The following is a 12,415-nucleotide window of genomic DNA, read 5'->3' on the forward strand; positions in this document are numbered from 1 at the left end:
GAGTAGAGAAATGTGAGCTACTCGGCGTCCTGCTCGCTCGCCAGGTCGTCGATCACGCGGGTGAGGATCGCCCGGGCCTCGGCGCCATAGTCGGCCGTGGTCGCGAGCTGATCGAAGATGCGGGCGTAAAGAGCGATCTCCTGGGGTTGAGCCAGGTTCAGCTCCGCCGAGTAGGTCTCCACCATCACCCGCTCGTCGTTGAGCAACCAGAATCCGTGCCAAGGTGCTACCGCGTAGCGGACCTCGAAGGGGATGATGCCGAGCTTGACGTTGCGCAGGGCTGACAGCGCCACCAAGCGGTCAAGCTGGGCGAGCATCACGTCGACCGCGCACAGGCGGAGGCGTAGCGCCGCCTCGGTCAAGATGAAGTGAAAGGTCTTGTCCCGCCGGTAGAGGATCTCCTGACGCTGCACTCGCGCTCGTACGGCGGCGTCGAGGTCGTCAGGGACCATGAAGACTCGGGCGCCCTCGGCGAGGCGGGCACGCGCGTATTCGGCGGTCTGTAGCAGGCCGGGTACGACCATCGGCTCGAACGCGCGGAATCGGCGTGTCTTCTCGTCGAGATCGGCTAGTTCGGCCTGGTGTGCCCGAAGGCCTGTCTTGAGTTGGCGCCGCCATTCGGCGTGCTGAACCTCGAGCGTGTGAAGAGCAGCCAGCAGTTCCGCGACTTCCTGCTGCGCACCGGCCGCCTCGGCCCACGACAGCAGGTCGTCGTCGGTCGGAGTCTGCCGTCCGTTCTCCAGCTTCGAGACCTTCGAAGCGGGCCAGTCAAGCAGCTCTGCAAGCTGCTTCCCGGTCAGCCGGGCGCCCTGACGCAACTCACGAAGACGCAGGCCCAGCGCACGGCGTGCCTCCTGCACGCTGGTCACGCCGATGTCCTTATGCTGCGGCAAACTCATCCCGTCGCACCGCGTAGTGCCAGGCGGCGTCACGCCAGAAGCAGTGGCGCACCACCACGGCCGGGTCGTCGATGATCTCAGCGCCGATGAAACGGTCTGCGTCATCGAAGTGCATGCGCACCAGTTTGCTGGAGTCGAACAACCAGTAGTCGTGGTTCGGGATACCGACCGACTTGGCCATGTCGCGTACCAGGTAGCGGATATCTTCTCCCGCGCCGCCCGTGAACTGGGAACACCACACGCCGAACCGGCTGTAATCGGTCAGGGGGCGGCTCACCACGCGCACTCGAGAGAAACGCCGGCCTGCTGCGGTGGCGGCCCTGATCATGGCGAGCCAGTCCTGCATCCACGGCAGGTCGTCCGGCTCGTCGGCGAGAAACCGCCGCAGCGACTCGTTCTCATAGGACGAGTCGTACCGGTCGCGGACCTCCAGCCGGAAGGCCGTGTGCTCGAATGAGGTGAACAGCCGGTCGAACTCCTCCCCGACGAGCAGGCTCAGCGGTCCTCCTCCGGTTCGTCGTTGGCCGCGAACCGCAGCAGGGCCTTGGGGATCTCGACGAAGGTCTCGCCGTCCAGCACATCGCGCAGGTCCGCGAGTGCCTCCGGGTCGGTGACCTTCCAGCCCTGAACGACGTAAGTGTCGCGATCGGTGGCGTACAACGTCGGACACTGGCCGACCTGCGAGTCGGTCCCGAGAAATCTCAGCCGCATCTGGCCGTCTCCTCGAATGTTCGAGAACTTTCTCGCATCATGAATCGCGAGCCGGGAAGCGTCAAGGCATTCGGCCGCCGTCCGGCTCTGCCAAGCCTGTTCCGTCAGCGGCGGAGGTAGGCCTGGAACTCTTCGGCGGTCATCTCGTCGAACCGCCGCAGGGCGACGGCGAGGTAGCGGAGTTGGTCGGTATCGCCGGTGGCGACGCAGACCTGGCCGCCGACCCACTGCCAGAGCGGCAGGCCGCCGGTGTCCAGCACCGGTGACCATCCCGGCGGCGGCACCGGCAGGTCGGGGTGCGTCCGCTGCCGGCGCTGCAGGCTCATCCGCGCGGCGGCCGGGTACTTGCGGACGAGGAAGTCCAGCCGCAGCAGTTCCCTGGCCTCGGACGGCGGGTGGGCGGTCAGCGAGTCGACCAGCGCCCGCAGGGCCGGCAGCGAGCGCATGAGCTGTTCTTCGGGCGTCATCGTCACATTCCTCGCCGGAGCGGAACACAGACGACCTTGCTGATCACCCGGAGCAGGTCGCCGATGTCGTCGACCGAGAGGAGCCGGGACGAGTCGTTGAGGTGGCCGATGGGGACGCCCCACGACCAGTGCCACCGGATGTTGTTCTGGTCATCCGGTTTGCAGATGATTCGCTCGCTGAGGTGATTGCTCGCCCCGTGGATGAGGATCTCCGCCCCGTACTGCTCGGCGTTCAGGCCGGCGGCCTGGCATTCCTGGGTCAGCCACTTCGCGTACGCGTAAATGTCTTCCGCTGTGTACGGTTTCACGACTTATTCCCTTTTAATCGCCTACCGTTTTCCAGTGACCAGGCTCACACGTTGAGTTACTTTTGGGCTACAGACAGGCATCACCCGATGTCGGACTCGCCTCCCGGAGGACTCACCATGACCAACGGCGCCCTCACCCGAGACCCCCTCGTCCGAGCGTTCGGCGCGGTCCTGCGCGGTCACCGCGAAGCCGCGAAACTCTCCCGCGCCGCCTTGGCCGAGGCCCTCGGCTGCACCCCGCAGTGGATCGAAAAGCTCGAGACCGCCCTGCGCGCGCCGTCGGAGGCGACCTCCGAAGACCTCGACACCTACTTCAAGACCCCCGAGACCTTCCACCGCATGTGGCTGGAGATCCGCCGCGCCGGCAAGCACGCCGAGCTACCGCCCGGCTTCTCCGGCTTCGTCGAGCTGGAGGCCAAAGCGACGATCATGTACATCTTCGAGCCCATGGTTATCACGGGACTCTTCCAGACGCCGGAGTACGCCTGTGAGGTGCTCAAGGTGGGTCGAAGGCCCGAGGCGGTGGAGAGACTCGTCGCCACACGCCTGGAGCGCCAGCAAATCCTTGCCAGCGAAAACGCCCCTGAAATCGTCCTCGTCCTCGATGAGTGGGCTCTCCGCCGTCCGATCGGCGATCTCAAAATCCGTAAAGAGCAGATACGGCGTTTGCTCGAGCTCGCCGAGAGCCCCAACATCAGCATTCAGCTCGTATCAAGTCAAACCGGCACATACGCGGGCCTGCCGGGTGCTTTCATCCTCCTGCGTCTGGAGGATGGGACTGACTACGCGTATATCGAGGGCCACGTGGAAGATCAGGTGATCGATCGGCCCGACAAAGTACGGGCCTATGAACTACGCTTCAACTTGATCAGGAGTGCGGCTATGTCCGCAGATGACTCCCTAGCGCTACTTCGCGAAGGTTGGGAGAACCTATGACGGCTTCGGACCTGACGGCCCTCTGGCGCAAGAGCAGTCGTAGCACCGACACGGGCGGTGCCTGTGTCGAGGTTGCCGCGCTGTGGCGAAAGAGCATCCGCAGCGGCGACACGGGCGGCCAGTGTGTCGAGGTGGCCGTCACATCCCCAGCAATCACCGTGAGCGAGGCTGCCCTGTAGGGAAACGCATGGTCGAGACCCCGGGCACCCACCGCCTCGGAGACGGACCGCGGAGCAGGCGGTCCGCGTCCGCGCTGTCTCACGGTCTTCCTCAGTATCGAGCGGGCTCCCACTACCGAAGTCACGGTTGTATCCGGCCCCGAGGTCACCTGCCTCAGCATTGACCCAGAGCTACTGGTAACCCTCCTTACCAGTGGACTTGCTGCTCTACGTCAAAGAGATGGCCTAGAGTCCTCCACGCACAGGTCGTCAGTTGGATCCTGCGCCGTACCGACGAGGAGAGCGATGCCGCCACGGAAGAAGACCGCCGCCGGCCAGGGCGAGCTGCCCGGCATGACGTCGATGGCGGACCTCAAGGAGATCCTCTGGAAGTCCGCCGACAAGCTCCGCGGCTCCATGGACGCCGCGCAGTACAAGGACTTCGTCCTCGGCCTGGTCTTCCTCAAGTACGTCTCCGACGCGTTTGAGGAGCGGCGTCGCCAGATCCGCGAGGAGTTGACGGCCGAGGGCGTGCCCGAGGGTCGGCACGAGACGTTCGTCGACGATCAGGATGAGTACGAGCGCGAGGGTGTCTTCTGGGTTCCTGAGGGGGCGCGCTGGCCTGAGTTGGCCGCCCAGGCGAAGTCCGCTGCGATCGGCGAGCTGATCGATGGCGCGATGGACGCCGTCATGAAGGCCAATCCATCGCTGACCGGCGTCCTGCCCAAGATCTTCAACCGGGACAACGTCGATCAGCGTCGCCTCAGCGAACTGGTCGATTTGATCAGCGACGCCCGCTTTACGGGTCATGATGGCAAGTCCGCCCGCGATGTGCTCGGCGAGGTCTACGAGTACTTCTTGGAAAAGTTCGCACGCGCCGAAGGTAAGCGTGGTGGCGAGTTTTACACCCCCGCCAGCGTTGTGAAGGTGCTCGTCGAGATCCTCGAGCCTTACAAGGGGCGCGTGTACGACCCGTGCTGCGGTTCGGGCGGCATGTTCGTGCAGGCGGAGAAGTTCGTACTCAGCCACCGAGGTCGCCGCGACGACATCGCCGTTTACGGCCAAGAGCTCAACGAGCGGACTTGGCGGCTAGCCAAGATGAACTTGGCCATCCACGGCATTAATGGCGACCTGTCGACCAGGTGGGCTGACACCTTCTATGAAGACAGGCATCCTGACCTCAAGGCCGACTTCGTGCTTGCCAATCCGCCTTTTAATATTTCGGATTGGTATCGCAAGACGGACGACGCTCGGTGGCGTTTCGGTACACCCCCGACGGGAAACGCCAACTTTGCCTGGATACAACATATTATCTCCAAGCTCGGTATCCACGGCAGCGCTGGCGTGGTTATGGCTAATGGCTCGATGGCGTCCAATCAGTCAGGTGAAGGGGAGATCCGCGCCGCACTGGTAGAAGCGGACCTTGTTGCATGCATGGTTGCACTACCGTCCCAGCTCTTCCGTACGGCCCAGATCCCTGCTTGCCTGTGGTTCTTCGTCAAAGACAAAAGCTCACGCGGTGGGCACACCGATCGCCAAGGCGAGGTGCTCTTCATCGACGCTCGCAATATGGGCACCATGGTGGACCGTACAGAGCGGATCTTGACAGAGGCGGACATTGCTAAGATTGCAAGTTCGTACCACGCATGGCGCGGCACGACGAGCGCCCGTGACGCTCGTCTAACGTACGCCGACGAGCCTGGCTTTTGCTACTCGGCCACTCGAGGTGAAATTAGCGAGAATGGCCATATTCTTACTCCTGGCCGCTATGTTGGGGCAGCTAGCGAGGGTTTCGGTGACGACGAGCCCGTGGCCGACAAGATCGACCGTCTCACCAAAGAACTTTTTATTCAGTTCGATGAGTCGGCTCGTCTCGAACGGGTAATCCGCACTCAAATGGAGCGCTTCGATGTCTGAATGGCGACGCATCGTTATGGATGAATTCATTAGCCTTCAGCGGGGTTATGACCTAGCTACACCGAAGCGCGTACCGGGCAACGTCCCCGTCATCGGGGCTGGTGGCCGATCAGGCTGGCATGACACTGCAATGGTCAAGGGTCCCGGCGTCGTAATCGGTCGTGCTGGTGCTTCGATGGGGCAGGCAACCTACTCGACCGAGGATTTCTGGCCTCTTAACACCTCGCTTTTTGTGACAGATTTCCACGGTAACGATCCCCGGTTCGTATACTACGTCCTGGACCAGATCGACTTTTCTGGATACAACTCCGGTGCTGCGCAGCCGATGTTGAACCGGAACTACATCAAGCAAATACCACTAAGTATTCCCTCGTTGGATGAACAGATATCTATAGCGGCACTCCTGGGAGCGCTTGATGACAAAGTTGCCATTAATAGTCGCCTTGTGGAGACCATAGACGAACTAGGTGCTGCCCTCTTTCTGGGTTTTTTCCGCGAAGCGATTGATGTGCTCACGGTAGGCTCCCATCTTCCGTGTGGGTGGCGACAAATTAAGCTCGAAGATGCGATGTCTTCTTTCGAGACGGGCATGCGCCCGCGTGGAGGAGTTGCGCGGTATAAGTCGGGTGTACCTAGCGTTGGCGCCGAAAGCATCGTCGGTCTAGCAAGATTCGATTATTCCAAGGTCAAGTACGTTCCATCTGATTTCTACTCTAGAATGAAGCGTGGCAAGCTCGAGAGTCACGATATCCTTCTTTATAAGGATGGCGGGCGGCCTGGTTCGTTCGAGCCTCACGTGGCTTTGTTTGGCGATGGTTTTCCTTTCTCTGAAGTATGCATCAATGAGCATGTATATAGAATTAGGCTTAAGCGTCCTTTTACGCAAGCATTCGGTTATTTTTGGCTGTCTTCGGGCTACCTGATGGACGAAATGAGGAGGCGGGGAACGGGTGTCGCAATTCCTGGCTTGAATTCACTGGCAGTTAAGGGATTGCCGATTGTTCAGCCTCCAGCTGACCGGATCGGAAAATTCGATTCTGAGGCTTCTCCGCTAATTGACAGGGCGCTTCATGCTGCCAAAGAGTCTCGTGTACTTGCGGAGTTGCGAGACGCAATGCTGCCGAAGTTGATGTCGGGCGAGATGAAGATCCGGGACGCGGAGAGGGCCGTTGAGGAGGCCACGTGACCAGGTACAGCGAAGGGGAATTGGAGCACGACGTTCTGGAGATCCTGGCCGAACTCGGCTGGGAGCCGCGTGAGGGGAAGCAGGTCGCTCCTGGCTCGGGCGAGCGGGAGTCTTGGGTCGAGTTGATCATCCCGGACAGGCTGAGGCATGCGATCGTACGGAACAATCCGGGCCTGCCGACGGCCACGGCCGACGAGGTCATGGACCTGATCCTGTCGCCAGAGTCACAGGACGTCCGGAGTGAGAATCGTCGCATCCACGAGTATCTGACCAAGGGCGTGCGCAAAAGCTACCTCGACGAGTACGGCGCGGAGCAGAACCCGACCATCTACCTGATCGACCGGTCTGACCCATACGGCAACGACTTCCTCGCGGTTCGGCAGGTGACGATCGTCGACGGCGACACCCGGCGGCGCTTCGACATCGTCCTCTACGTCAACGGCCTGCCGCTGGCGGTCTTCGAGTTGAAGAAGGCCGGTGACGAGCATGCCACGCCCGAGACCGCGCACGCCCAGCTCATGGCGTACGTCCGGGACGTATGGCAGGCGTTCCGCTGCAACGTCGTCTGCGTCGCCTCCGACGGCATCCAGGCCCGATACGGCACCGCGTTCACCCCGTACAACCACTTCGCGCCCTGGAACGTCGACGAGGCCGGTGAGCCGGTGAAGCAGCCGGCGGCGACGTGGCCCGAGATGGAGCTGCCGCTCGCCCTCAATGGCCTGTTCGAGCAGCGGCGGTTCATCGAGTTCCTCGACGGCTACGTGGCCTTCTCCCAGTTGGATGAGGGCGTGTCGAAACGTATCGCCAAGCCGCACCAGTACTTTGCGGTGGCCAAGGCCATCGACAAGACCGTTGAGGCCGTGCGCAGCAACGGCAAGGCCGGTGTCGTCTGGCACACGCAGGGATCCGGCAAGTCGATGGAGATGGAGCTGTATGCCAACCAGGTGCTCAAGCACCCGGCGCTCGGCAACCCGACCATCGTCGTCATCACGGACCGTACGGACCTGGACGACCAGCTCTTCGACGGGTTCAACGCCAGCGAGCTGCTGCCGGAAAAGCCTGTGCCGGTGACGAGCCGGGACCAGTTGCGGACCGAGCTGACCAACCGCCGCACGGGCGGGATCTACTTCACCACGCTGCAGAAGTTCAGTCGGACCCGCGCGGAGCGGGACTCCGGGACCGCCCATCCGCTGCTGTCGGACCGACGAAACATCATCGTGATCGTCGACGAGGCGCACCGCAGCCACTACGACAGCCTCAACGGGTACGCGCGGCACCTGCGCGACGCTCTTCCGTACGCCACGATGATCGCTTTTACCGGCACGCCGATCTCCGAGGCCGAGCGCGACACGCGACAGGTGTTCGGCGGTGACATTCATACCTATGATCTCACCCGCGCTGTCGAGGACGGTGCAACCGTCCCGGTGTATTACGAGAGCCGTATCATATCGCTCAGCCTGCCGAATGGGGCCGACCCGGAGAAGCTCGATGAGCAGGCCGATAAGGCCGCTGAGGGTTTGGATGACTCGGAACGTCGGCGGGTCGAGCAGGCCGCCACCGTCCTAACCGCGGCGTACGGCGCGCCGAACCGGCTGAAGAAGCTGGCCGCTGACATCGTTGAGCACTGGGCGGCTCGCTCGGAGACGATGAAGGAGTTTATCGGCGCGCCCGGCAAAGCGATGATCGTGTGCAGCACGCGGGAGATCTGCGCCAGGCTGTACGAGCAAATTATCGCCATAAAGCCGGACTGGCACGCGGACGCCGTCGACAAGGGCAAGATCAAGGTCATCTACAGCATCACGAACGGCGACTCCGAGGAAATCCTCAAGCACCGGCTGCGACCGTCCGAGCGCAAGACCGTCGAGCGGCGGATGAAGAACGCCGATGATGAGCTCGAACTCATCATCGTCAAGGACATGCTGCTCACCGGCTTCGACGCCCCGCCGCTGCATACGCTCTACCTCGACCGCTCGATGCGCGGCGCGCAGCTCATGCAGACCCTCGCCCGCGTCAACCGTACGTTCCGCAATAAGCAGGACGGACTCATGGTGGGGTACGCCCCGCTGCACGAGAACCTGCTCGCGGCCCTCGCCGAGTACACCACCAGCGACCAGCGGTCCAAGCCGATGGGCCGGGACCTGGATGACGCGCTGGCCAAGGTCCGCGACCTCGTGGACGTCCTCGGCAACATCCTGCTGGCCGGCTATCCATGGCGGGAGAACCTTCGGTCCAAGGGCCCCCACGCGTACCGGGACACCTTGGCGGGCGCGACCAACTACCTGCGCGACCCGCAGAACCCGCTCAACCAGCCCGATGACCCGGAGGAGCTCACGCTCAAGGAGCGGTTCAGTATCCAGGCCGCGCGGCTGGCGCGGTTCTACGCACTGTGCGCCAGCAGCGGCGAGCTGAACGACCTCCGGGACGACATCGCGTTCTTCCGCGACGTACGAGTGTGGGTGGCCAAGTTCGACGCCGCCGAGCGGCGGGCCGAGGGCCGGCCGATCCCCGCCGAGGTGGAGCTGTACCTCAAGCAGCTCACCGCCGGTGCGATCGAGGCCGGTGACGTGACCGACCTGTTCTCCGCCGCCGGGCTCGAACGGCCGGACCTGTCGCACCTCGACGACGCGTACATCGCGCGGATGCAACAGGCCAAGAACCCCGCCCTGGCGATCGAGGCGCTGCGCCGGCTGGTCCAGCAGGAGATGCGCAAGGTCACCCGGCACAACATCGTCCGCCAGGAGAGTTTCTCCGACCGGCTGGTGGCGTTGATGCGCAAGTACACGAACCAGAACCTCACTGCGGCAGAGATCATCGCGGAGCTGGTCGCGATGGCCAAGGAGGTGGCCGCGGACGCCGACCGCGGCAAGCGGTTCTCGCCGGAGCTGGATGAGAACGAGCTCGCCTTCTACGACGCCGTCGCGGCCAAGGACTCCGTCAAGGCCCTGATGGGGGAGGGGAAGCTGGCGGACATCGCCCGGGACCTGGTCAAGGCCGTCCGCCGCAACCTCTCGACCGACTGGACCGCGCGCGACGACGTCCAGGCCAAACTCCGCTCCACCATCAAACGCCTGCTGGCGATCCACGGTTATCCGCCGGACGAGGAGAAGGACGCCATCGACAAGGTCATCCGGCAGTTGGAGACCTTCGCGGACGAGTGGGCTCCCGGAGGCGACGGATAGGCGGCCGTGGGGCAAGAGGACGGCACACATGACCGGGGGGCGGGGAGGAGAGACCTTGATCTCTCCTGCCCGCCCCTTCGCGGCAGTCTGTTCATCACTGCCGCGGGGCACCGCCTTCGCGATCGGGTGCGCCTCCCGACGCGGCGGCCCACAGACGTGGAATCAGCAGTGCAGGCAGATCTGGGTCATGTCGTAGGTCCAGCCGGGTTCTCCGGACAGACGGATGGGATCGTTGGGGCCGAAGGACCAGATGGCGCCGTCCGTGGTTCCGCTCGGGTACAACTTCACCCATCCGAAATCGGTGGCTTCGAGGTCCACCAGCTTGTTGATCCGGTAGGCGGTGTATCCCGTGCCGGAGAAACAAGTCGTGCGGCCGCCAGCGTCGGTGATTCTGACCTTGGTGGCGGGGTTGTCGCAGCTGACGATGTTGGTCATCGGAGTGACCACCCCGCGCGGGGCCGCGTCGGCGGAGGTGGCGACCCCGCCGAGGCCGGCTGCCGCCAGCACCGCCGTCGCCATGACCTTGGCTGCCGTGTGATGTCTCATGCTCGTCCTCCTGGACGGATCGCGGGAAACGCCGCTCTGGCGGCGCCTTGCGATCAGCCTGTGCAAGGCCCGTGACGGTGCCAAGCGTCGGCGGCGGGGCTGGAACAATGCCCGATCAATCGATCAATTCGGCCGGGAGCCCCGAGCGGGCGCCACTCGTCTGAGCTCCGATATTCGGTGGTGGAACGCTCCGGGGCGTCGTGACACTGGGACCTCGGCGACAGGAGAGCGGTGAGTGATGACGGGACAGCGGGCCACCCTGACGTTGTGGCGGCCGGTCGGGCCCGCCGAGCTGGCGCTGCTGCGCGCGTCCGGGTGGCGGGCGTGGCCGCCTCGGCTGCCCGACCAGCCGATCTTCTATCCGGTGCTGAACGAGGCGTACGCGGTCAAGATCGCCCGGGACTGGAACGTCCCGGCGTCGGGCGCCGGGTTCGTGACGCGCTTCGAGGTCGACGCCGGCTTCGCGCGCCGCTACCCGGTCCGGCAGGCCGGCGGCCGGACCATCCTGGAGCTGTGGGTTCCGGCGGAGGAACTCGAGGAGTTCAACGCCCACCTGGCCGGTCCCATCCAGGTCGTCCGCGAGTACCACGTCCCCGGTTACGGGCCGCTGGCGGCTCGCGTCGCCGACGCCGCCATCGGTCGCGAGCCCGCGGACGAGGTCACGGCGGTGCTGTCGGTCGCGAGCGCGACGACCTGGATCGGGCTCGACCGGGCGTTCCGTACGGCCGGGGTGAGGTACGGCGGCGGTACGGCGGCGTCCTCGTCGCCGAGGGACGCGCGCCTGTCGTCGCTCGTCATGGCCTGCTCCGGAGACGGGCACCGGAGGGAGGCCGCGGTCGCGAGCGCGGCGTGGAGCAGGCTGCCGCTTCCCATCCTCGTGCTGCGCACCGCCGACTGGGTGCCGCAGGTCCGCGAGCGGGCGCGCCGGTCCCTGGAGGCGGCGTTGTCCGCTGTGGACACCGCCGCGCTCCCGGCGGCCGCGAGCGTCGCGGTCGCGATGGGATCGTGGGCGCGGGGTTCCCATGCTCTGGAGGCCGTGGCGGAGGCCCTGCGGTCGGCTCCCGAGGACGTCCTGGCGTCGGCTCGGGCTCACCGCGACCGCGGGCTGCGGCGCTGGGCGTACCGGCTGTGGCTGGAGTCGGGCCGGGCCCGATCCGAGGAGGTCATGCGCGCCGCGCTGGGGGAGCGGGACGTGGTCTGCCGCGCCCTGTGCGCGGAGCGGGTCGTGGCCGAAGCCGTACGAGACGAGCGTCCCGACGTGCTGGAGCGGTTGCTCCGGGAGGGCGGCGCGAACGTCCGGATCGAGGCGCTCACGGCCCTGGTGCGACTCGGCCGTCCCGAGGCCGGTGCCGCGTATCTGGCGGACCGGCCGACGATGATGCGCGCCACCGCGCAGTGGGCCGTCCGCCGTGAGGGGCGTGACCCCGCCGTGCTCTACCGCGAGGCCCTGGCCGCGAATCCGGCGGCGGGCCGGATTCGGACGCTGGTCGCCGGGCTCGGTGAATGCGGTACCCGGCAGGACATCGATCTGCTGCTGCCGTTCCTGGAGCACCCGAGTCCTCGGGTGCGGGCGGAGGCGGTGCGTGCCGTCCGCCGCGTGGGGGCGTCTCTCGCGCGGATCGCCCCGATGCTGGCCGACCCGGCTCCCGTGGTCGTCCGGGCGGCGGGCAAGGCGTTGCGCACCGAGCCCGACGTCGTGCCGACCGCCCGGCTCTGGGAGTAGCCGAGAGGCCGGCGGTCAGTGGCAGGGTGGCGTGTAGGCGATGCCGGGGAAGTGCTGCGCCCACTCCTCCGCGGTGACGGCCGGGAAGGAACGGGCGCAGACCCGGCGGGCGACGTCTCCGGCGTCCAGGTTCCACAGTCGCGCGGTGCCGTCGCTGCTGCCGGTGGCGAGGGTGTGTCCGTCGGGGCTGAAGGCGACGGTGGTGATGCTGTCGGCGTGGCCGGTGATCGTGGCGAGCGGGGTCGGGTGTCGGGTGTCGGTGACGTTCCACAGTCGCGCGGTGCGGTCATTGCTGCCGGTGGCGAGGGTGTGTCCGTCGGGGCTGAAGGCGACGGTGGTGATGCTGTCGGCGTGGCCGGTGATCGTGGCGAGCGGGGTCGGGTGT

General features: G+C 65.1%; 12 protein-coding genes and 2 pseudogenes. 7 read left to right on the forward strand and 7 right to left on the reverse strand.

Features of this window, described 5'->3' with window-relative positions:
* Positions 1-17: 17 nt before the first annotated feature.
* The 5 genes from AB0L00_RS31960 to AB0L00_RS31980 all read right to left on the reverse strand — a co-directional run bounded on the left by AB0L00_RS31960 (position 18) and on the right by AB0L00_RS31980 (position 2,385).
* Entirely contained in the window at positions 18-869 is an 852-nt protein-coding gene (locus tag AB0L00_RS31960) for a helix-turn-helix transcriptional regulator (protein ID WP_364440789.1), read from the reverse strand.
* Between the two features lie 10 nt (positions 870-879).
* Positions 880-1,398, reverse strand: coding sequence for a DUF6879 family protein (locus AB0L00_RS31965; protein ID WP_364440869.1), 519 nt, complete (start codon positions 1,396-1,398; stop codon positions 880-882).
* The gene (locus AB0L00_RS31970) at positions 1,395-1,610 is read right to left on the reverse strand and encodes a hypothetical protein (protein WP_364440790.1); all 216 of its coding nucleotides are present in this window, start codon (positions 1,608-1,610) and stop codon (positions 1,395-1,397) included. The genes AB0L00_RS31965 and AB0L00_RS31970 overlap by 4 nt, the downstream gene beginning before the upstream one ends.
* 104 nt (positions 1,611-1,714) lie before the next feature.
* Entirely contained in the window at positions 1,715-2,077 is a 363-nt protein-coding gene (locus AB0L00_RS31975; RefSeq protein WP_364440791.1) for a hypothetical protein, read from the reverse strand.
* A 2-nt stretch (positions 2,078-2,079) separates the two neighbouring features.
* On the reverse strand, positions 2,080-2,385 hold the full coding sequence (locus tag AB0L00_RS31980) for a hypothetical protein (protein WP_364440792.1): 306 nt from the start codon (positions 2,383-2,385) through the stop codon (positions 2,080-2,082).
* Between the two features lie 117 nt (positions 2,386-2,502).
* On the opposite strand from AB0L00_RS31980, the gene AB0L00_RS31985 reads away from it, so the two are divergent.
* The 5 genes from AB0L00_RS31985 to AB0L00_RS32005 all read left to right on the forward strand — a co-directional run bounded on the left by AB0L00_RS31985 (position 2,503) and on the right by AB0L00_RS32005 (position 9,761).
* Complete coding sequence (locus AB0L00_RS31985; RefSeq protein ID WP_364440793.1) at positions 2,503-3,321, forward strand: helix-turn-helix transcriptional regulator; 819 nt, start codon at positions 2,503-2,505, stop codon at positions 3,319-3,321.
* The gene (locus tag AB0L00_RS31990) at positions 3,318-3,500 is read left to right on the forward strand and encodes a DUF397 domain-containing protein (protein ID WP_364440794.1); all 183 of its coding nucleotides are present in this window, start codon (positions 3,318-3,320) and stop codon (positions 3,498-3,500) included. Before AB0L00_RS31985 ends, AB0L00_RS31990 begins: the two co-directional genes overlap by 4 nt.
* Before the next feature lie 285 nt (positions 3,501-3,785).
* Positions 3,786-5,396 carry a class I SAM-dependent DNA methyltransferase gene (locus AB0L00_RS31995; protein ID WP_364440795.1) on the forward strand — a complete coding sequence of 537 codons (1,611 nt, stop codon included), beginning with the start codon at positions 3,786-3,788 and terminating at the stop codon, positions 5,394-5,396.
* On the forward strand, positions 5,389-6,582 hold the full coding sequence (locus tag AB0L00_RS32000; RefSeq protein ID WP_364440796.1) for a restriction endonuclease subunit S: 1,194 nt from the start codon (positions 5,389-5,391) through the stop codon (positions 6,580-6,582). The genes AB0L00_RS31995 and AB0L00_RS32000 overlap by 8 nt, the downstream gene beginning before the upstream one ends.
* Positions 6,579-9,761 carry a type I restriction endonuclease subunit R gene (locus tag AB0L00_RS32005; protein WP_364440797.1) on the forward strand — a complete coding sequence of 1,061 codons (3,183 nt, stop codon included), beginning with the start codon at positions 6,579-6,581 and terminating at the stop codon, positions 9,759-9,761. The genes AB0L00_RS32000 and AB0L00_RS32005 overlap by 4 nt, the downstream gene beginning before the upstream one ends.
* 162 nt (positions 9,762-9,923) lie before the next feature.
* Here AB0L00_RS32005 and AB0L00_RS32010 read toward each other — a convergent pair whose 3' ends face one another.
* Positions 9,924-10,280 (reverse strand): hypothetical protein, encoded by a 357-nt coding sequence (locus tag AB0L00_RS32010; RefSeq protein ID WP_364440798.1) that lies wholly within the window; start codon positions 10,278-10,280, stop codon positions 9,924-9,926.
* 265 nt (positions 10,281-10,545) lie between these two features.
* On the opposite strand from AB0L00_RS32010, the pseudogene AB0L00_RS32015 reads away from it, so the two are divergent.
* Positions 10,546-10,893: pseudogene (locus AB0L00_RS32015) on the forward strand (ADP-ribosylation/crystallin J1); the annotation flags it as partial.
* 792 nt (positions 10,894-11,685) lie between these two features.
* Positions 11,686-12,030, forward strand: a complete 345-nt coding sequence (locus tag AB0L00_RS32020; protein ID WP_364440870.1) for a HEAT repeat domain-containing protein — start codon at positions 11,686-11,688, stop codon at positions 12,028-12,030.
* 15 nt (positions 12,031-12,045) lie between these two features.
* On the opposite strand, the pseudogene AB0L00_RS32025 reads toward AB0L00_RS32020, so the two are convergent.
* Positions 12,046-12,415: pseudogene (locus AB0L00_RS32025) on the reverse strand (hypothetical protein); the annotation flags it as partial.

Origin of the sequence: Actinoallomurus sp. NPDC052308, assembly GCF_040679195.1 — a bacterium.
Lineage (GTDB): Bacteria > Actinomycetota > Actinomycetes > Streptosporangiales > Streptosporangiaceae > Actinoallomurus > Actinoallomurus liliacearum.

Excerpts from the sequence above, each read along its gene's own strand:
- AB0L00_RS31985 (WP_364440793.1), top strand. The coding sequence starts at position 2,503 with ATGACCAACGGCGCCCTCACCCGAGACCCCCTCGTCCGAGCGTTCGGC.
- AB0L00_RS31990 (WP_364440794.1), top strand. The coding sequence starts at position 3,318 with ATGACGGCTTCGGACCTGACGGCCCTCTGGCGCAAGAGCAGTCGTAGC.
- AB0L00_RS32020 (WP_364440870.1), top strand. The coding sequence starts at position 11,686 with ATGCGCGCCACCGCGCAGTGGGCCGTCCGCCGTGAGGGGCGTGACCCC.
- AB0L00_RS32000 (WP_364440796.1), top strand. The coding sequence starts at position 5,389 with ATGTCTGAATGGCGACGCATCGTTATGGATGAATTCATTAGCCTTCAG.
- AB0L00_RS31970 (WP_364440790.1), bottom strand. The coding sequence starts at position 1,610 with ATGCGGCTGAGATTTCTCGGGACCGACTCGCAGGTCGGCCAGTGTCCG.
- AB0L00_RS32010 (WP_364440798.1), bottom strand. The coding sequence starts at position 10,280 with ATGGCGACGGCGGTGCTGGCGGCAGCCGGCCTCGGCGGGGTCGCCACC.
- AB0L00_RS31975 (WP_364440791.1), bottom strand. The coding sequence starts at position 2,077 with ATGACGCCCGAAGAACAGCTCATGCGCTCGCTGCCGGCCCTGCGGGCG.
- AB0L00_RS31995 (WP_364440795.1), top strand. The coding sequence starts at position 3,786 with ATGCCGCCACGGAAGAAGACCGCCGCCGGCCAGGGCGAGCTGCCCGGC.